The sequence below is a fragment of the Kitasatospora sp. NPDC032757 genome, from assembly GCF_055579305.1.
The window spans coordinates 314798-333111 of sequence record NZ_JBVINN010000004.1; the positions used below are offsets into that span (position 1 = coordinate 314798).

Genomic DNA, 18314 nt, shown 5'->3' on the forward strand with positions numbered 1-18314 from the left:
CGCCACCACCGCCGTCGCCGCAGCACCCATGGTGCAGGTCAGGGGCCTGTACAAGACCTTCGGGCGGCTCGCCGTGCTGCGCGGGGTCGACCTCGACGTGGCGGCCGGCTCGGTGACGGTGGTGCTCGGCCCGTCCGGCTCCGGCAAGTCCACCCTGCTGCGCTCGGTCAACCACCTGGAGAAGCCGGACCGGGGCTTCGTCGCGATCGACGGCGAGCTGATCGGCTACCGGCGCTCCGGCGGCAGGCTGCACGAGCTCAAGGAGCGCGAAGTCCTGCGCCAGCGCACCGACATCGGCTTCGTCTTCCAGAACTTCAACCTGTTCCCGCACCTCACCGTGGTGGAGAACGTCATCGAGGCGCCGGTCGGTGCGCTGCGCCGGCCCAGGGCCGAGGCCCGGGCGGCGGCGCTGGAGCTGCTGGAGCGGGTCGGCCTGGCCGACAAGGCGGACGCCTACCCCCGCCGGTTGTCCGGCGGCCAGCAGCAGCGGGTGGCGATCGCCCGGGCGCTGGCGCTGGAGCCGAAGGTGCTGCTCTTCGACGAGCCCACCTCGGCGCTCGATCCCGAGCTGGTCGGCGAGGTGCTGGACGTCATCAAGGACCTCGCCCGGGCCGGCACCACCATGATCGTGGTCACCCACGAGATCGGCTTCGCCCGCGAGGTCGCCGACACCATCGTCTTCATGGACGGCGGCGTGGTGGTCGAGCAGGGCCCGCCGAAGGCCGTCCTGGACGAGCCGCGGCACGAGCGCACCCGGGCCTTCCTGGCCAAGGTCCTCTGACCGTTCCCGGGGGCCGCCCGGGCCGAGCCGCAGTCCGTTCACCCTCCTGTTCTCCCCCACCGCTATCGTGGCCCCGGTCACGGTGAACACCGTTCGAATCCGGTGGACTTGGGGGTTGGGGGAGACATGAGGGCTGGGGAGGTGCTGGACGGCCGCTACCGGTTGGACCGCAAGCTCGGCGCGGGCGGCTTCGGGGTGGTCTGGACGGCGTACGACAGCAACATCGGACGGCCGGTCGCGGTCAAGGTCCTCTCCGAGGAGAAGGCGAGCGACGAGGAGGCCGTCGAGCGCTTCATCCGGGAGGCCAGGACTGCGGGCAGCCTCTCCAATCCGCACATCGTCACCCTGTACGACTACGGCCGGGTGCAGCGGGGCGCCCTCTCCACCCACTACCTGGTCATGGAGCTGGTGAACGGCCGGCCGCTCTCCGCGGTCCTCAGGGAGGGCACCCCCGACCTCGCGCTGTCGCTGAAGTGGGTCCGGCAGGTCTGCAAGGGGCTGGACGCCGCCCACCGCTCGGGCGTGGTGCACCGGGACATCAAGCCCGAGAACATCATGATCGCCGACAGCGGCGAGGCCAAGGTGCTGGACTTCGGGATCGCCCGGCTGCTGACCCAGTCCGGCGGCGGGCTCACCTCCACCGGTGTGGTCATCGGCACCCCGCCCTACCTGGCGCCCGAGTGCTGGTCCGGCGCGCCCATCGACGGCCGGGCCGACCTCTATGCGCTCGGCGTGGTGCTCTTCCAACTCTGCACCGGGCAACGGCCGTTCAACGCCGGTTCGGCGGTCACCATGATGTACCAGCACCTGAACGACCCGCCGCCGCCCGTCCACACCCCCGATCCGGCGCTCGCCGTGCTGGTCCGCCAACTGCTCGCCAAGGACCCGGCCGACCGGCCCGCCGACGCCGCCGAGGTCCGCCGCCGGCTGCGCGAGATCCGGCTCGGCCCGGAGGAGCCCAGCGCCGAGGTGCTGCGCAGGCGGGCCGACCAGGCCTGGCAGCACGGGGCGGAGGGCCGGCCGGGGGAGGCCGTCCGGATCCTCGTCCCGCTGATCCCGCAGCTCGCCCGGGTCTGCGGCCCCGACGACGTCCGCACCCTGCGCACCTGCCACGACCTGGCCCTCTGGCTGGCCCGCGACGGCAGCCCGGGTGCCGCCGTCGCGCTGCTGACCGACCTGTCCGGGGCCCTCGGTGAGCCGGACGCCCGCGCCGACGTGCTGCGCGACCTGGACCGCTGGCGGCGCGCGTGCGAGCGCGGCGGTCCGGGGCCGGACCGGCCGCTATCCCTGCGGCAGCTGCTCGACGGCTGACCGCAGCGCCGCCGAGGCTCCGTCGGTGACCGGGTCGCCGTGCCCGAAGACCGCCGTCCCCACCGGCAGCGCGGCCAGCCGGCGCAGGGCGTCGGCGGCCCGCGCCGGGTCGGTGTTGAAGACGCCGAGCATGGTCCGCCCGCCGACGTTGGCCACCGCGTCCCCCGTGAACAGCACGCCGGGCCCGGGCAGGTGCAGGGCGATGCTGCCGTCGGTGTGCCCCGGCACGTGCACCACCACCGCGCCCCCGCCGAACCCGAGCACCTCGCCGTCCTCGACCTCGCGGTCGACCGGGCACGGCGGGGCCGGGGGCAGCGGCGGCAGGCCGGCCCTGAGCTCCTGCTCGAACGGGCTCAGCACCGGCGGCACCGGCTCCTGCTCGCCGCGGATCACCGGGGCCTCCAGCCGGTGCGCCACCACCTCGGCGCCCCAGCGTTGCGCCAGCTCGGCGGCCGAGCCGGTGTGGTCCTCGTGGTGGTGGGTCAGCACGATCCTGCGCAGCGCCGCCGGGTCCGACCCGGCCCGGAGGATCGCCGCCTCGACGGCGTCGGCCGACCCGGCGATGCCGGTGTCGACCAGGGTGAGGGCCTCCCCGCCCCCGTTCTCGTCCCCGCCCCCGTTCTCGTCCCGCCAGAGGTAGGCGGTGCCGAAGTCCAGTGTGATCATGTACAACTCGGGGCGCACCCGTATCAGCTCCATGCCCACGATCCTGTGCGCCCGCCCGGCCGTCCGTGCGCCTGTTCGCCCTGGGCATGGCGCCGTTCGCCCATGGCGGAGCTCTCCCGCGGCACTCTCGCGGGCCCCGCTGCCCTCCCGCTGCCCTCCCGGGTACTCCCGGGGCCCTCGCCCGTCCCGCCACCGCCGGCCGGCCGGCCGGCCCGGACGGCTGTCAACCGTACGGGCACCTGATTCGGCACCCTCACGGCTTGTGCGAATTGATAGGAACTCGCCCATCGAGACGGTCTGGTTCGCAGGTGGGAGGCATTGATATACCTCGCATGCAAGAGTCCGGGAGCGGTGTGCGGCCGCCCCGGCCAGCTGCGAAGAAACTGGTGGTGACGCTCATATGAAGCTCCTCCGTGTCGGACCTCCGGGCGCCGAGCGTCCGGTCGTGCTGGGCCAGGACGGCACCGCGTACGACCTCTCCGGGCGCGCCCCGGACATCGACGGCGCGTTCCTCGCCGGGCTCGACCCGGACGCGCTGGCCCGCGACGTGGCCGCCGGCCTGCTGCCGGAGACCGACCTCGCCGGGCAGCGGGTGGGCGCGCCGGTCGCCCGGCCGGGCAAGGTGGTCGGGATCGGGCTCAACTACCGCGACCACGCGGCCGAGGCCGGGGCGCCGATCCCGGACGAGCCGGTGATCTTCCTCAAGCCCAGCTCCACCGTGGTCGGCCCGTACGACGAGGTGCTGGTGCCGCGCGGCGGCGAGAAGACCGACTACGAGGCCGAGCTGGCCGTCGTGATCGGCCGGACCGGCCGGTACCTGGCGGACCACGCGGAGGCCGCGCAGGTCATCGCCGGGTACACCATCGCCAACGACGTCACCGAGCGCGCCTTCCAGTTCGAGCGCGGCGGCCAGTGGGACAAGGGCAAGTCGGCGGAGACCTTCACCCCGCTCGGACCCTGGCTGGTCACCGCCGACGAGGTGGCGGACCCGCAGCGGCTGCCGCTGCGCCTCTGGGTCAACGGCGGTCTGCGGCAGGACGGCTCCACCTCGCAGATGGTCTTCCCGGTCCTGGAGATCGTCCGGTACGCCAGCCAGTTCATGGTGCTGGAGCCGGGCGACGTGATCGTCACCGGCACCCCGGCCGGCGTCACCCTGGGCCGCCCGGGCACCCCGTTCCTGATCCCCGGGGACATCGTCGAGATCGAGATCGACGGGCTCGGCCGGCAGCGGCAGGTGTTCGGCAAGGCGTAACGCCCGCCACTGGCGACCCTTGCCCCGGGCACGGGGGTCGGGGTTGCCGCGACCCGGGTGCGGTGCGCCGCTACGGCCGCCGCGCGAGCAGTTCGCGCAGCCGCTCCACCCGGGTGTCGTCCGGGCCCTCCAGCGCCAGCAGCCCCGCCAGCACGTCCGCCGTCTGCCGGTCACCCAGCGCCGTCGCCGCCGCCATCGCCACGAACTGGTCCACCAGCCAGTCCCGCACCTCGGCCACCGGCACCGCCCGGCCCTCGTCCAGCCAGGTCAGCGAGGCGCCCTCGACCACCGCGATCCACGAGCGGACCAGCAGCGTCAGCCGCGGCCCTGCCTCCCGGACGCCCAGGTGGCGCAGCGTCCGCTTGAGCGCCGCCCGCCGGACCTCGTCGACGATCGCCGACGTGCCCGCCGTCTCCACCACCGAACCGCCGCGCAGCAATGCGGCGTACCCCGCGTCGTGCTCGGCCACGAAGGCGAAGTAGCTGTCCAGCACGGCCGCCAGCTGCGCGGTCGGGGTGCCGGTCAGCGGCACCGTGAACCGGCTGGTCAGCTCCTCGGCCGCGGTGCGCAGCGCGGCCTCGTACAGCTGCTGCTTGCCGCCCGCGAAGTACCGGTACACCAGCGGCCGTGACGCCCCCGCGGCCTCCGCCACGTCGTCCAGGCCCACGTCCTCGGGCGCCCTGGCGGCGAACAGCTCCAGCGCCACCGCGATCAGCTGCTCCCGCCGCTGCTGCACCGGCAGCCGCCGGTACCCGGTGCGTCGCGGGCGTGCCTCGGGGGTGGCGGGGGCGGGGGCTGAGCTGGCGTCCATGGCGGTCAGCGTAATGGGCGTCAGGGCGTTCGGCTCCTGGCCTGCGTGGTACTTCTCGAACGGGTGTCCGCGCCGCTTCCTGCGCGTTCCCGCGGGCGGGCGGAACGAGGGCGCCTCGCCCAGGATGGAGGCGTTGCCGCCGCCGCCGCGGAAGGGGCCGCCGGATGTCGCGGACGCCGGACCGGCCGGGCCTGCTGCGCCGCCTGCCGCGGGCGGTGCGGGCGTGGATCCGCTCGGCCCCGGGGACGTACGTGTGGCTGCTGGTGCTGGCGGCCACCGGCTTCGTGGTGGCGCGGATGGACCCGGCCAACCTGGACTGGTTCCTGGCCGCCCGGTCGACCAACGTCGACAACCTGCGCTCCGACCCGGTGCACGTCCTGGTGGCCAGCGCGCTCTGGACGGAGTCGTCGGCCTTTCTCCTCTACTTCGTGCTGTTCGGCCTCTTCCACGCCAACGCCGAACGTTCCACGCCAACGCCGAACGCCGGCTGGGCACCCTGCGCTGGTTCACCGTCGCCGCCACCGCCCATGTGCTGGCCACCTTCGTCAGCGAGGGCGTGGTCGCCCGGGGCATCGCGAAGGGCCGGCTGCACGAGGACCTCGCGGGCACCGTGGACGTCGGCGTCTCGTACGCGCTGGCGGGCGTCGTCGCCGTGCTCACCTACCGCTTCGCCGGGCGCTGGCGGTGGCTGTACGGCGGCGGGGTGCTGGTCTTCTACCTGGTGCCGCTGGTCACCTCGCACACCTTCACGGACCTCGGACACTTCTGCGCCGTCCTGATCGGCCTCTGCTTCTTCCGCTTCGCGCGCGGACGGCCCACCTGGGACCCGGGCGTGGTGCTCCGGGGGTGGCGGGAGCGGCGGGCCGGAGCCTGAACTGGCAGGCCCATGCCATGGGATAGGGGCTTGCAAACGGCCCCTGCCACGAAATGATGTCCGAATGGTTGAAGAACTGATCAGCTCCGACGGCACCACCCCGCGCCGTGTCGCCGACGCCTACGTCCAGGCGCTCGCTCTGCTGGACCCGCTGACCGCGGTGTATCTGGGGCTCAACCCCGAGGACGACCGCCTCCCCGACCTCTCCCCGGCCGGGGTCGAGGCGGTCGCCGAGCTGGCCCGGCAGACCCTCGCGCGGCTCACCGAGGCGGAGGAGGCCGGGGCCGCCGAGGACGAGGCCGAGCGCCGGTGCGCCCGGCTGCTGCGCGAGCGGCTCACCGCCGAACTCGCCGTCCACACCGCGGGCGAGAGCTTCCGCGCGGTCCGCAACCTGGGCTCGCCGGTGCACAACGTCCGTGACGTCTTCACCCTGATGCCCACCGGGACCGAGCAGCAGTGGGAGGTCGTCGGCCGCCGGATGGCCCGGGTGCCCGCCGCCCTGCTGCAGTACCGCGAGACCCTCGCCGAGGGCATCCGGCGCGGCCTGCTCTCCGGCCCCCGCCAGGTCACCACCGTGGTCGAGCAGCTGGGGGAGTGGCTGGACGCGGGTGCACCGCGCAGCGGCCCGGACAACGGTGACGGCGGGCGACGCGCGGGGTGGTTCGGCGAGTTCGTCAAGGACGCCCCCGAGGGACTGCGTGCGGGCCTCGCCGAGCACGCCGTCGCCGCCGCCGAAGCGCTGGCCGAGCTGCGCGACTGGATGCGCGACGTCTACGGCCCGGCCGCCGCCGACGCCCCCGACACCACCGGGCGCGAGCGCTACGGCCGCTGGGTCCGCTACTGGACCGGCGCCGACCTCGACCTCGACGAGGCGTACGCCTGGGCCTGGGAGGAGTTCCACGACCTCCACGCCCAGATGAAGGCGGAGGCCGAGAAGGTGCTCCCCGGCGCCGGCCCGATGGCGGCGATGAAGTGGCTGGAGAGCGACGGCCCCGCCATCCAGGGCGCGGAGTCCGCCCGCGAGTACCTTCAGGGCCTGATGGACCAGGCGATCAACGACCTCCAGGGCACCCACTTCGACCTGGCGGAGCCGGTCACCCGGGTCGAGTCGATGATCGCTCCGGCCGGCGGCGCCGCCGCGCCGTACTACACCGCGCCCTCGCTGGACTTCACCCGCCCCGGGCGGACCTGGCTGCCGACCATCGGCCGGGACAGTTTCCCGGTCTGGGACCTCGTCTCCACCTGGTACCACGAGGGCGTCCCGGGCCACCACCTCCAGCTCGCGCAGTGGAACTACGTCGCCGACCGGCTCTCCACCTACCAGGTCAGCCTCGGCGGGGTCAGCGCCAACCTGGAGGGCTGGGCGCTGTACGCCGAGCGCCTGATGGACGAGCTGGGCTACCTCACCGACCCCGGCCACCGGCTCGGCTACCTCAACGCCCAGATGATGCGGGCGCTGCGGGTGATCGTCGACATCGGCATGCACGTCGGCCTGGACTTCCCCGCGGACTCCCCGTACAAGCCCGGCGAGCCGGTGCTGCCGGACGCCGCCCGGGAGTTCTTCGGCCTGTACTGCGGGCTCTCGGCGGACTTCCTGGACAGCGAGCTGGTCCGCTACCTGGGCATGCCCGGGCAGGCGATCGGCTACAAGCTGGGCGAGCGCGCCTGGCTGCGCGGCCGGGCGGCGGCGCGGGCGGCGCACGAGGCGCGGGGCGAGGAGTTCGACCTCAAGGCCTGGCACATGGCGGCGCTGTCGCAGGGTTCGCTCGGCCTGGACGACCTGGTCGCGGAGCTGGCCGCGCTCTGAGCCCCGTCGCGGTACTTCGCCGGGCCCCGGGTGTCATGGACGCCCGGGGCCCGCGTGCGTCCTCGTCCGCCGCTGCCCGGGGCCCGCGTGCGTCCTCGTCCGCCGCGCCGGCCCCGGGCCCGCCCGGTGCTCCGGGGCCTCGTCCCCTGGTCCCGGGACCCTGGTTCTTTGGTCCCGAATCGCCGTATTTGGTGAGGTTTTTCCTTGCCATTCGGCGCCCCGCGAGTTTGGCTTGAAGGCGACTGCGTGACCTCTCCGATCCCCTCCGGAAGGCTCAACCAGTGTCTGCTCACACTGCCACCGGTCATGAAGCTCATGGGGCGGCGGACAGCCGCCGCTGGTGGGCCCTGGCGGTCATCGCCATCGCCCAGCTGATGATCGTCCTCGACATCACGATCGTGAACATCGCGTTGCCGTCGGCCCAGAAGGACCTCGGCATCTCCGACGCCAACCGGCAGTGGGTGATCACCGCCTACACGCTGGCCTTCGGCGGCCTGCTGCTCCTCGGCGGCCGGCTGGGCGACCTCTTCGGCCGCAAGCGCGTCTTCACCATCGGCCTGCTCGGCTTCGCCCTCGCCTCGGCGATCGGCGGCGCGGCGGTCGGACCAGCCATGCTCTTCGGGGCCCGCGCCCTGCAGGGCGCCTTCGGTGCGATCCTCGCGCCCTCGGCGCTGGGGCTGCTGTCCACGACCTTCACCAACCCCAAGGAACGCAGTACGGCCTTCGGCATCTTCGGCGCGATCGCCGGCGGCGGTGCCGCGATCGGGTTCATCGCGGGCGGTCTGCTGACCGAGTACCTGAACTGGCGCTGGTGCCTGTTCGTCAACACCCCGATCGCCATCGCCACGGCCGTCGCCGCCTACTACGTGCTCACCCGTGACCACATCGCCAAGGGGCGCCGGGTCAGACTCGACCTGCCCGGTGCGCTGCTCGGCTGCGGCGGCCTGCTCGCCATCGTCTTCGGCACCTCCGAGGCCGTGACCCGGGGCTGGGGCGACTGGCTGGTGCTGGGCTCGCTGGGGCTCGGCGTCCTGCTGCTCGCGCTCTTCGTGCTGGTCGAGAAGAACACCCGGCACCCGCTGCTCCCGCTTCACATCGTCGGCGAACGCAACCGCGGCGGTGGCGCGCTCTCGGTGGGCCTGGCCATGGTCGGCATGTTCGGCCTGTTCCTGTTCCTCACCTACTACCTCCAGGTGATCAAGCACTTCTCGCCGGTGGTCTCCGGTGTCTCCTTCCTGCCGATGACCGCCGCCATCGTCATCAGCTCGACCGGCATCGCGGCCCGGCTGATGACCAGGGTGCCGTCCCGTAACCTGATCGCCCCCGGTCTGCTGCTCGCCGCGGCGGGCATGGCCTGGCTGACCCAGATGAAGGTGGACAGCCCGTGGGCCGCCATGGTGCTGCCCGCGGAGCTGCTGCTCGGCTTCGGCATGGGCCTGGTCTTCATGCCGTCGATGAGCCTGGCCACCCTCGGCGTCGCCCCGAACGAGGCCGGCGCGGCCTCGGCCACCATCAACTCGGCCCAGCAGGTGGGCGGCTCCTTCGGCACGGCGCTGCTGAACACCATCGCGGCCAGCGCCACCGCGTCGTACCTGGCCACCCGGGTCGCCGCCGACCCGGCGGTGCAGGCGCAAGGTGCGGTGCACGGCTACGTGACCGCGACCTGGGTGGCGATGGGGATCCTGATCGTCGCCGCGCTGGTCGCCTTCCTGATGATCACCCATCGGCCGGCGCCCGGTGAGGCGGCCGGACTCGAACCCGGAGAGGCCGTGGCCGTCGCCGGGGGCACCGCGGACGTGAGTGCCAAGGCGGGGGCGGTGACGCCGAGCGACAGACAGCGGGCATCCTGAAACTTGCCGCAAGGTCTTGCAGTCAACCTCCGGCGCCTGCTTGACTCCTGGTCGACCCCAGGGATCAAGGAGGCGCCGTCGTGTCGGAGTCCGAGTCCTCGTTCGCCCATGACCTGCTGGTGGTCGGCGGTGCCGGAGTCGACACCATCGTCCGGGTCGACCGGCTCGAAGTGCCCGACGGCGACTCGCAGTACGTGCCGCCGGTCCGCGACTACGTCGCCCACACCGGCAACGGCGTCGCCCTCGGCGCCCACCACCTCGGCCTGCGCACCGCCTTCCTCGACCACCTCGGCGACGACCCGCAGGCCGGGTTGATCCTCGCCGAGTACGCCCGCCAGGGCCTCCCGTTCGCCCACCTGGTCTCGCCGCACGGCACCCCGCGCGCGGTCAACCTGGTCGACGCGGCCGGCCGCCGCTTCTCCTTCTACGACGGCCGCCACCCCGCCGACCTCCGCCTCCCGCGCGAGTTCTACCTGCCGTACGTCGAGCGCAGCCGGCACGTCCACCTCTCCATCACCGGCCCCAACCGCGACATGTACCCGGACCTCCACCGGCTCGGCCGCACCACCTCCACCGACCTGCACGACTGGGACGGCGTCAACCCGCACCACCGCGACTACGCCCTCAACTCCGACCTGGTCTTCCTCTCGGTGGCCGGCTGCCGGGGCCGCCACGAGGAGCTGATGCGGACGATCCTCGCCGAGGGCCGGGCCAGCGCGGTGATCGCCACCGCCGGCGCCGAGGGCTGTCACCTGCTCACCCGTGACTCCCGGCCGCTGCACCTGCCCGCCGTCGACCCGGGCCGCCCGGTCGTCGACACCAACGGCGCAGGTGACGCGTTCGTGACCGGCTTCCTGCACGGCTGGCTCCGCGGCCGCCCGCTGCCGGAGTGCGCCCGCGCCGGCTCGGTGGCCGGCGCGTTCGCCTGCACCACCGCCGGGACGCACACCGCGTTCATCACCGCGGACGGGCTCGCCGACGGCCTGGCGCGCGCCCTGGCCTGCTGACCGGGCCCCGTCGTCCCGGCGCGGTTTTCTCATCGGTCTCCCAGCCGGGCGTAACGACCCTCCCAGCTCCTTCCGCCATAGTCGGACCGTCTTCGCACCGACACCCAGGGCAGGAGCAGACCAGGTATGGGCCAGCACCGCCGCCGCGCGCCCCGACGCCGCCGCCTCCTGACCCCCACCGTCCTGAGCGTGCTCGCCGCGCTCACCCTCGCCGCGGTGGTCGCGGGCACGCACGACCTGACCCCGGAGGCGACGGCGGCGGGCGGCCCGTCGGCGATGGTGGTCTCCCCGGCGGACCCGACCCCGTCGGCCACCCCGGACATCACCGCGCCGGCCACCCCGGACATCACCGCGCCGGCCACGCCGGCGGACACCGCGTCGCCGGACCCCTGGGAGGTCCAGGCCGCCCCCGCCCCGACGGCGACCGACACCCCGACGACGACCGACGCCCCCACGCCGGCCGACACCCCCACGGTCTCCCTCGGCACCACCGCCGAGGCCCCGGCCGCCCGCGCATCGGCCGCCTCCGAATCGGCCACCGTGGGCGCCCTGTTCAGCGGCGAGGTCGCGGCCGGCGACCACTTCTGCACCGCCAGCGTCCTGCACAGCCCCACCGGCAACCTGCTGCTCACCGCCGCCCACTGCCTGAACAGCACCGCCGGTGTCACCTTCGCCCCCGGCTACCGCAACGGCACCGCCCCGTACGGCACCTGGCGGGTCACCGCCATCCACACCACCACCGGCTGGTCCCGCAACGGCGACCAGGACGAGGACTTCGCCATCCTGGAGACCGCCGCCGCCGGCGGCCGCCGGATCGAGGACGTGGTCGGCGCCAACCCACTCGGCGCCGACGAACCCTTCGACGCCACCGTCCGCCTCTACGGCTACGCCGGCGGCTCCGAGACGCCCCTCCTCTGCACCAACACCACCGGCCGCCGGAGCAGCTACCAGCGCGTCATCGACTGCCCCGACTACCCCGGCGGCACCAGCGGCGGCCCCTGGATCAGCACCTCCACCGGCCACGTCATCGGCGTGATCGGCGGCTACCAGCAGGGCGGCGACACCTCCGACACCTCCTACAGCGCCTACTTCGACCACACCATCGCGGCCCTCTACGGCGAGGCGGTCGCCGAGGCCGGCTGAGCCGCCCCGCCCGGTGGGGCGGACGCGGACGCTCCCTCAACTCGCCCGCAGGAATGACAAAGGCCCAGATCCGTGGATGAACTCCACTGATCTGGGCCTGTGTTGCACTTCTTGCGAAGTGCCCCCGGCAGGATTCGAACCTGCGCACCCGCCTCCGGAGGGCGGTGCTCTATCCCCTGAGCTACGGGGGCCTGCTTGGTGTTGTCGTCGCGTTCGCTCCGACGTGGAGAACATTACCAGGCCCGGGGCGTGGTCCGTGCACGGGTTTCCGGAGCGGGGGTCCGGGGCGGGGGAGCGAGGGGAGCGGAAGTCCGGAAAGGCCGGACGGGGCGGCGGGGCCGCCGATACCCTCGGTGAGGTGTCGGGAGTGTCCGGGCGGGTCCTCGTGGTGGACGACAGCGAGGTGATCCGCCAGCTGATCAGGGTCAACCTCGAGCTGGAGGGCTTCGAGGTGGTGACCGCCGCCGACGGCGCCGAGTGCCTGGAGGTGGTCCGCCGGGTGAAGCCGGACGTCGTGACGCTGGACGTGGTGATGCCGCGGCTGGACGGGCTGCGGACGGCGGCCCGGTTGCGGGCGGCGCCGGGGACGAGCGGGCTGCCGATCGCGATCGTGAGCGCCTGCACGCCGGCCGATCTGGATCTCGGCGAGGCGGTCGGCGTGGACGGGTACCTCGGGAAGCCCTTCGACCCGGCGGATCTGGTCGCGCTGGTGTGGCGTCTGATGACGCTGGGCGGCGGCGCGGACGGATTTCGCCCTCAGCGAACAGGTGGGATCGATCGGGGCTGAGCACGGCGGCCGGGCGTCTCAACCGGTAAACCGAGTGGCGGGCGGGTGCCCCGTCTCGCCTACGCTTGGCGTCGTGACCCCCGCAGAGCTTTCCCAGGCAGTCCAGGCCGCAGTGAGCGCCGCCGTCGAGGCGGGCGAGCTGGCCGTCGCCGTGCCCGAGCACGTGACGATCGAGCGGCCCAAGAACAGGGACCACGGCGACTACGCGACCAACGTGGCCCTCCAGCTCGCGAAGCCGGCCGGTAAGCCGCCGCGAGCCGTGGCCGACCTGGTGGCCGCCCGTCTGCGCGAGCTGCCCGGGGTCGCCAAGGTCGACATCGCCGGTCCGGGCTTCCTGAACATCACCCTCGACACGGCCACCCAGGGCGCACTGGCGCGCACCATCGTCGAGGCGGGCGCCGAGTACGGCCGCAACGAGGCGCTCGAGGGCCTGAAGATCAACCTGGAGTTCGTCTCCGCCAACCCGACCGGCCCGATCCACATCGGCGGCGTCCGCTGGGCCGCCGTCGGCGACTCCCTGGCGCGCGTGCTGCGGGCCTCCGGCGCCGACGTCACCACCGAGTACTACCTCAACGACGCCGGCGTGCAGATCTCCAAGTTCGCCGGCTCGCTGAAGGCCGCCGCCAACGGGCAGCCCGTCCCGGCCGACGGCTACGTCGGCGAGTACATCGCCGACATCGCCAAGGCGATCACCGACGGCGTCCCCGGCGTGCTCGACCTGCCCGAGGACGAGCAGCTGCAGGCCTTCCGCACCGAGGGCCTCAAGCTCATGGTGGCCGAGATCCAGCGCTCGATGGAGGAGTTCGGCACCCACTTCGACGTCTGGTTCTCGGAGAAGTCGCTGCACGACTCCGGCGCCGTCGAGAAGGCCATCGACCGGCTGCGCGAGCAGGGCCACGTCTTCGACCAGGACGGCGCCATCTGGCTGCGCACCACCGACTTCGGTGACGACAAGGACCGCGTCCTGATCAAGGCCGACGGCGAGACGACGTACTTCGCCGCCGACGCCGCGTACTACCTGTCCAAGCGGGACCGCGGCTCCGAGGTCTCGGTCTACATGCTGGGCGCGGACCACCACGGCTACGTCAACCGGCTGAAGGCCATCGCGGCCTGCGCGGGCGACGACATGGACCGCAACATCGAGGTCAAGATCGGCCAGTTCGTGAAGATGCTTCGCGACGGCGAAGAGGTCCGCATGTCCAAGCGGGCCGGCAACATCATCACGATCGACGACGTGGTCGAGTGGATCGGCGTGGACGCCGCCCGCTACACGCTGGCGCGGTCCTCGACGGACTCCACCATCACGCTCGACATCAACGTGCTGACCAGCCAGACCAACGAGAACCCGGTCTTCTACGTCCAGTACGCGCACGCCCGGATGAGCTCCGTCCAGCGCAAGGCGGCCGGGCTCGGCATCACCAAGGCCCAGGACTTCAAACCGGAGCTGCTCGCCACCGAGTGGGAGTCCGACCTGCTCGGCCAGCTCGGCGAGTTCCCGCGGGTGCTGGCCAAGGCCGGCGAGCTGCGGGAGCCGCACCACGTCGCGCGGTACCTGGAGGAGGTCGCGCGCGACTACCACCGGTTCTACGACAACTGCCAGATCCTGCCCAAGGGCGACGAGGAGGTCACCGACCTCACGCACGCCCGGCTCTGGCTCGCCGACGCGACGCGCACGGTGATCGCCAACGGCCTCACGCTCCTGGGCGTGACGGCGCCCGAGCGGATGTAGCACCACCCCCCACAGCGCAGAGCGGGGGCGGCGGACGGTCAACGGGGACCGTCGCCGCCCCTCGCCATAGGTCTAGGAAGAGCTCATGAGTCGCTCCGCACACCCCGCAGGCCCCCGTCACGGCGACGTGCTGCCCGAGGGCCACTACCAGGCCCCGCCGGCCGACCTGAACGCGCTCGACCCCAAGGTCTGGTCCCGGACGGTCACCCGCGGCGCCGACGGCGTCGTCACCGTCGGCGGTCTCGACGTCAACCGGCTCGCCGCCGAGTTCGGCACCCCGGCCTACGTCATGGACGAGGCCGACTTCCGCTCCCGGGCCCGCGCCTGGCGGGACGCCTTCGGCACCGACGCGGACGTGTACTACGCGGGCAAGGCGTTCCTCTCCAAGGCGGTCGTGCGCTGGCTGCACGAGGAGGGCCTGAACGTCGACGTGTGCAGCGGCGGCGAGCTCCAGGTCGCGCTGGCCGCGGGGATGCCCGCCGAGCGGATCGCGCTGCACGGCAACAACAAGTCCGTCCACGAGCTGGAGCAGGCCGTGAAGGCGGGCGTCGGCCACATCGTGGTCGACTCCTACGAGGAGATCGAGCGCCTGGCCGCGATCGCCGGCCGGCAGGGCGTCCGGCAGCCGGTGCTGATCCGGATCACCGTCGGCGTCGAGGCGCACACCCACGAGTTCATCGCCACCGCGCACGAGGACCAGAAGTTCGGCCTCTCGCTCAATCTGGCCGCGCCCCGAAGCGGCAAGGCCGAGGGCGACGGTGGTCGACGGGAGGGCGGCGGCGCGGCGGCCGAGGCCGTGCGCCGGGTGCTCGCGCACGGCGAGAGCCTGGAGCTGCGCGGCATCCACTCGCACATCGGCTCGCAGATCTTCGACACGGCGGGCTTCGAGGTGGCCGCCCGCCGGGTGGTCGGCCTGCTGGCCGAGATCCGCGACGAGCACGGCGTCGAGCTGCCCGAGATCGACCTCGGCGGCGGCCTCGGCATCGCCTACACCAGCGAGGACGACCCGCGCGAGCCCGCCGAGATCGCCTCCGCGCTGGCCGAGATCGTGCGCCGCGAGTGCGCCGCCGCCAACCTGAGCGCCCCCCGGCTGAGCGTCGAGCCCGGCCGAGCGATCGTCGGCCCGACCACCTTCACGCTGTACGAGGTGGGCACGGTGAAGCCGCTGGAAGGGCTGCGCACCTACGTCAGCGTGGACGGCGGCATGTCCGACAACATCCGTACCGCGCTCTACGACGCCGACTACTCGGTGGCCCTGGTGTCGCGCAGCAGCGACGCCGAGCCGATGCTGGTCCGTGTGGTGGGCAAGCACTGCGAGTCCGGCGACATCGTCGTCCGGGACGCCTTCCTGCCGGCCGACCTGGCCCCGGGCGACCTGCTCGCGGTGCCCGCCACCGGCGCCTACTGCCGCTCGATGGCGAGCAACTACAACCACGCGCTCAAGCCCCCGGTGCTGGCCGTCCGGGACGGTTCGGCCCGGGTGATCGTCCGGCGCGAGACGGAGGAGGATCTCCTGCGTCTCGATATCGGATGACGAAAATCTCGTCTCAGATCATGGAACGACCGTAGATCCGTACGGAAAGTCCCGGAGACTGGTACAGACCGAAGTTCCGGCGGACCCCCGAAATCCCGCCGGAATACCGAAGCACGATGAATGCAGAGCGGAGTCGGATGATGCGTACGCGGCCGCTGAAGGTGGCGTTGCTGGGCTGTGGTGTGGTGGGCTCCGAGGTGGCGCGCATCATGACGACGGACGCCGCCGACCTCGCCGCGCGCATCGGCGCGCCGGTCGAGCTCGCCGGCATCGCGGTCCGCCGGGCCGGCCGGACCCGTCCGGGCGTGCCCGAGCACCTGGTCACCACCGACGCCGAGGCCCTGGTCAACCGGGGCGACATCGACGTGGTGATCGAGGTGGTGGGCGGCATCGAGCCGTCCAAACACCTCCTCCTGTCGGCGTTCGAGCAGGGCGCCTCGGTGGTCAGCGCCAACAAGGCGCTGCTCGCCCAGGACGGCACCGAGCTGCACGCCGCGGCCGCCGAGGCCGGGGTCGACCTCTACTACGAGGCCGCGGTGGCCGGCGCGATCCCGCTGCTGCGCCCGCTGCGCGAGTCCCTCGCCGGGGACAAGGTGAACCGGGTGCTGGGCATCGTCAACGGCACCACCAACTTCATCCTCGACAAGATGGACAGCACCGGCGCCGGCTACTCGGAGGCGCTGGAGGAGGCCACCGCGCTCGGTTACGCCGAGGCCGACCCGACGGCCGACGTCGAGGGCTTCGACGCCGCCGCCAAGGCCGCGATCCTGGCCGGGATCGCCTTCCACACCAAGGTGACCGCCGCGGACGTCTACCGCGAGGGCATCACCGAGGTGACCGCCGCCGACATCGCCTCCGCCAAGGAGATGGGCTGCGTGGTCAAGCTGCTCGCGATCTGCGAGCGCGCGGCGGACGGCGAGTCGGTCACCGCGCGGGTCCACCCGGCGATGATCCCGCTGTCGCACCCGCTGGCATCCGTCCGCGAGGCGTACAACGCGGTGTTCGTCGAGGCCGAGGCGGCCGGCCGGCTGATGTTCTACGGCCCGGGCGCGGGCGGTTCGCCGACCGCCTCCGCGGTCCTCGGCGACCTGGTCGCGGTCTGCCGCAACAAGCTCGCCGGCGCCACCGGCCCCGGTGACTCGCTGTACACCCGGCTGCCGGCCAAGCCGATGGACGAGGTCGTCACCCGGTACCACGTCAGCCTGGACGTGGACGACCGCGCGGGCGTGCTCGCCCAGGTGGCGTCCGTCTTCGCCGAGCACGGCGTCTCCATCGACACCGTGCGCCAGCAGGGCCGCGACGGCGACGCCTCGCTCGTCGTGGTCACCCACCGTGCCACCGACGCCGCCCTGTCGGCGACGGTGGACAAGCTCCGTGCGCTGGACAGCGTGCGGGACGTGGCCAGCATCATGCGGGTTGAAGGGGAGTAGGAACAGCCATGAACGCCGTGATCGCCAGAGGCGCGCACACCCACCAGTGGCGCGGCCTGATCGAGGAGTACCGCGACCGCCTGCCGGTCAGCGACTCCACTCCCGTGGTCACCCTGCTGGAGGGCGGCACGCCGCTCGTCCCCGCCCAGGTTCTCTCCGAGCGCACCGGCTGCGAGGTCTTCCTCAAGGTCGAGGGCGCCAACCCGACCGGGTCCTTCAAGGACCGCGGCATGACGATGGCCATCTCCAAGGCGAAGGAGGACGGCGCCCAGGCCGTCATCTGCGCCTCCACCGGCAACACCTCGGCCTCCGCCGCCGCCTACGCGGTGCGCGCCGGGATGGTGTCGGCGGTGCTGGTGCCGCAGGGCAAGATCGCGCTCGGCAAGATGGGCCAGGCGCTGGTCCACGGAGCCAAGATCCTGCAGGTGGACGGGAACTTCGACGACTGCCTCACTCTTGCGCGTGAACTGTCCGAGAAGTACCCGGTGGCGCTGGTCAACTCGGTGAACCCGGTCCGCATCGAGGGCCAGAAGACCGCTGCCTTCGAGATCGTGGACATGCTCGGCGACGCGCCGGACATCCACGTCCTCCCGGTCGGCAACGCGGGCAACATCACCGCGTACTGGAAGGGTTACCGCGAATACGCCGCCGACGGGCTGGCCGCCCGCACCCCGCGGATGTGGGGCTTCCAGGCGTCCGGTTCGGCTCCGATCGTGGACGGCGCCCCGGTGCTCAAGCCGCAGACCATCGCCACCGCGATCCGGATCGGCAACCCCGCGTCCTGGGACTTCGCGCTCGCCGCGCGGGACGAGTCGGGCGGCCTCATCGACAAGGTGACCGACCGTCAGATCCTGTCCGCCTACCGGCTGTTGGCCGCGCAGGAGGGCGTCTTCGTGGAGCCCGCCTCGGCCGCCTCGGTGGCCGGTCTGCTGGCCAAGGCGGAGGCCGGCCTGGTCGACCCGGGCCAGCGGATCGTCTGCACCGTGACCGGCAACGGCCTCAAGGACCCGGACTGGGCGGTGGCCGGCGCGCCGCAGCCCCAGGTGGTCCCGATCGACGCGGAGGCCGCCGCCCAGCGCCTCGGCCTGCTGGACTGAGCCCCGTCACCCCGTGACCGGTGTCCGGGCCGACCCTTTCGGGGGTCGGCCCGACGCCGTTCTCGGCTGACACTTTTGTGTCAATTCAGCCGCGCATTCCGATGCCATTCCGGCATGCATTCCGGCCAGAAACGGCAACACACCAGATCGAAGGCCTACGGGGTGTACCACTGTGGAACCTCTCTTCGATACTCTGGGTTCGGCCGTGTGGCACATGCCCCGGGTCCGGCCCGTC

Annotated in this window: 15 protein-coding genes, 1 tRNA gene and 1 pseudogene; 14 read left to right on the plus strand and 3 right to left on the minus strand. The window is 72.8% G+C overall.

Features of this window, described 5'->3' with window-relative positions; translation table 11 throughout:
- The first annotated feature begins 28 nt into the window (after positions 1 to 28).
- Together ACZ5WK_RS09060 and ACZ5WK_RS09065 are read left to right on the plus strand one after the other, a co-directional pair.
- A complete protein-coding gene (locus ACZ5WK_RS09060; RefSeq protein WP_465546602.1) occupies positions 29 to 781 on the plus strand; it encodes an amino acid ABC transporter ATP-binding protein in 753 nt (250 codons plus the stop codon).
- Positions 782 to 907: 126 nt separating this feature from the next.
- Positions 908 to 2092: a serine/threonine-protein kinase gene (locus ACZ5WK_RS09065; RefSeq protein WP_465546408.1), complete on the plus strand. Its 1185-nt coding sequence runs from the start codon at positions 908 to 910 to the stop codon at positions 2090 to 2092.
- Here the strand turns inward: ACZ5WK_RS09065 and ACZ5WK_RS09070 are convergent.
- Positions 2063 to 2791 carry an MBL fold metallo-hydrolase gene (locus ACZ5WK_RS09070; protein WP_465546410.1) on the minus strand — a complete coding sequence of 243 codons (729 nt, stop codon included), beginning with the start codon at positions 2789 to 2791 and terminating at the stop codon, positions 2063 to 2065. The genes ACZ5WK_RS09065 and ACZ5WK_RS09070 overlap by 30 nt on opposite strands.
- 367 nt (positions 2792 to 3158) lie before the next feature.
- Between ACZ5WK_RS09070 and ACZ5WK_RS09075 the strand changes: the two genes are divergently transcribed.
- Positions 3159 to 4010 carry a fumarylacetoacetate hydrolase family protein gene (locus tag ACZ5WK_RS09075; RefSeq protein WP_465546412.1) on the plus strand — a complete coding sequence of 284 codons (852 nt, stop codon included), beginning with the start codon at positions 3159 to 3161 and terminating at the stop codon, positions 4008 to 4010.
- 70 nt (positions 4011 to 4080) lie between these two features.
- Here the strand turns inward: ACZ5WK_RS09075 and ACZ5WK_RS09080 are convergent, their stop codons facing one another.
- Positions 4081 to 4821, minus strand: a complete 741-nt coding sequence (locus ACZ5WK_RS09080) for a TetR/AcrR family transcriptional regulator (RefSeq protein WP_465546414.1) — start codon at positions 4819 to 4821, stop codon at positions 4081 to 4083.
- Positions 4822 to 4985: 164 nt separating this feature from the next.
- Here ACZ5WK_RS09080 and ACZ5WK_RS09085 point away from each other — a divergent pair.
- The 6 genes and pseudogenes from ACZ5WK_RS09085 to ACZ5WK_RS09110 all read left to right on the plus strand — a co-directional run.
- Positions 4986 to 5201, plus strand: a pseudogene (locus tag ACZ5WK_RS09085) (rhomboid-like protein); the annotation flags it as partial.
- Between the two features lie 116 nt (positions 5202 to 5317).
- Positions 5318 to 5695, plus strand: a complete 378-nt coding sequence (locus ACZ5WK_RS09090; RefSeq protein ID WP_465546604.1) for a rhomboid-like protein — start codon at positions 5318 to 5320, stop codon at positions 5693 to 5695.
- A 64-nt stretch (positions 5696 to 5759) separates the two neighbouring features.
- Positions 5760 to 7502 (plus strand): DUF885 domain-containing protein, encoded by a 1743-nt coding sequence (locus ACZ5WK_RS09095; RefSeq protein ID WP_465546416.1) that lies wholly within the window; start codon positions 5760 to 5762, stop codon positions 7500 to 7502.
- A gap of 281 nt (positions 7503 to 7783) precedes the next feature.
- The gene (locus tag ACZ5WK_RS09100) at positions 7784 to 9352 is read left to right on the plus strand and encodes an MFS transporter (RefSeq protein ID WP_465546417.1); all 1569 of its coding nucleotides are present in this window, start codon (positions 7784 to 7786) and stop codon (positions 9350 to 9352) included.
- 80 nt (positions 9353 to 9432) lie between these two features.
- Positions 9433 to 10359 carry a carbohydrate kinase family protein gene (locus tag ACZ5WK_RS09105; protein WP_465546418.1) on the plus strand — a complete coding sequence of 309 codons (927 nt, stop codon included), beginning with the start codon at positions 9433 to 9435 and terminating at the stop codon, positions 10357 to 10359.
- A gap of 126 nt (positions 10360 to 10485) precedes the next feature.
- Entirely contained in the window at positions 10486 to 11502 is a 1017-nt protein-coding gene (locus ACZ5WK_RS09110; RefSeq protein WP_465546419.1) for a trypsin-like peptidase domain-containing protein, read from the plus strand.
- A 119-nt stretch (positions 11503 to 11621) separates the two neighbouring features.
- On the opposite strand, the gene ACZ5WK_RS09115 is transcribed toward ACZ5WK_RS09110, so the two are convergent.
- A tRNA-Arg gene (locus tag ACZ5WK_RS09115) sits at positions 11622 to 11693 on the minus strand.
- Positions 11694 to 11869: 176 nt separating this feature from the next.
- Here ACZ5WK_RS09115 and ACZ5WK_RS09120 point away from each other — a divergent pair.
- From ACZ5WK_RS09120 to thrC, 5 genes are all read left to right on the plus strand, one after another.
- Complete coding sequence (locus ACZ5WK_RS09120) at positions 11870 to 12289, plus strand: response regulator (protein WP_465546606.1); 420 nt, start codon at positions 11870 to 11872, stop codon at positions 12287 to 12289.
- Positions 12290 to 12362: 73 nt separating this feature from the next.
- A complete protein-coding gene (gene argS, locus ACZ5WK_RS09125) occupies positions 12363 to 14018 on the plus strand; it encodes an arginine--tRNA ligase (protein WP_465546420.1) in 1656 nt (551 codons plus the stop codon).
- 85 nt (positions 14019 to 14103) lie between these two features.
- Positions 14104 to 15552 (plus strand): diaminopimelate decarboxylase, encoded by a 1449-nt coding sequence (gene lysA / locus ACZ5WK_RS09130; RefSeq protein WP_465546422.1) that lies wholly within the window; start codon positions 14104 to 14106, stop codon positions 15550 to 15552.
- 137 nt (positions 15553 to 15689) lie between these two features.
- The gene (locus ACZ5WK_RS09135; protein ID WP_465546423.1) at positions 15690 to 16982 is read left to right on the plus strand and encodes a homoserine dehydrogenase; all 1293 of its coding nucleotides are present in this window, start codon (positions 15690 to 15692) and stop codon (positions 16980 to 16982) included.
- A gap of 8 nt (positions 16983 to 16990) precedes the next feature.
- Positions 16991 to 18079 carry a threonine synthase gene (gene thrC / locus ACZ5WK_RS09140; protein WP_465546425.1) on the plus strand — a complete coding sequence of 363 codons (1089 nt, stop codon included), beginning with the start codon at positions 16991 to 16993 and terminating at the stop codon, positions 18077 to 18079.
- Positions 18080 to 18314 lie beyond the last annotated feature (235 nt).

Bases quoted from the DNA above. Each gene is read 5' to 3' on its own strand.
- ACZ5WK_RS09060 (WP_465546602.1), top strand. From the start codon at position 29: ATGGTGCAGGTCAGGGGCCTGTACAAGACCTTCGGGCGGCTCGCCGTG.
- ACZ5WK_RS09135 (WP_465546423.1), top strand. From the start codon at position 15,690: ATGATGCGTACGCGGCCGCTGAAGGTGGCGTTGCTGGGCTGTGGTGTG.
- lysA (WP_465546422.1), top strand. From the start codon at position 14,104: ATGAGTCGCTCCGCACACCCCGCAGGCCCCCGTCACGGCGACGTGCTG.
- ACZ5WK_RS09075 (WP_465546412.1), top strand. From the start codon at position 3,159: ATGAAGCTCCTCCGTGTCGGACCTCCGGGCGCCGAGCGTCCGGTCGTG.
- ACZ5WK_RS09070 (WP_465546410.1), bottom strand. From the start codon at position 2,791: ATGGAGCTGATACGGGTGCGCCCCGAGTTGTACATGATCACACTGGAC.
- ACZ5WK_RS09080 (WP_465546414.1), bottom strand. From the start codon at position 4,821: ATGGACGCCAGCTCAGCCCCCGCCCCCGCCACCCCCGAGGCACGCCCG.
- ACZ5WK_RS09110 (WP_465546419.1), top strand. From the start codon at position 10,486: ATGGGCCAGCACCGCCGCCGCGCGCCCCGACGCCGCCGCCTCCTGACC.
- thrC (WP_465546425.1), top strand. From the start codon at position 16,991: ATGAACGCCGTGATCGCCAGAGGCGCGCACACCCACCAGTGGCGCGGC.
- ACZ5WK_RS09095 (WP_465546416.1), top strand. From the start codon at position 5,760: ATGGTTGAAGAACTGATCAGCTCCGACGGCACCACCCCGCGCCGTGTC.
- ACZ5WK_RS09065 (WP_465546408.1), top strand. From the start codon at position 908: ATGAGGGCTGGGGAGGTGCTGGACGGCCGCTACCGGTTGGACCGCAAG.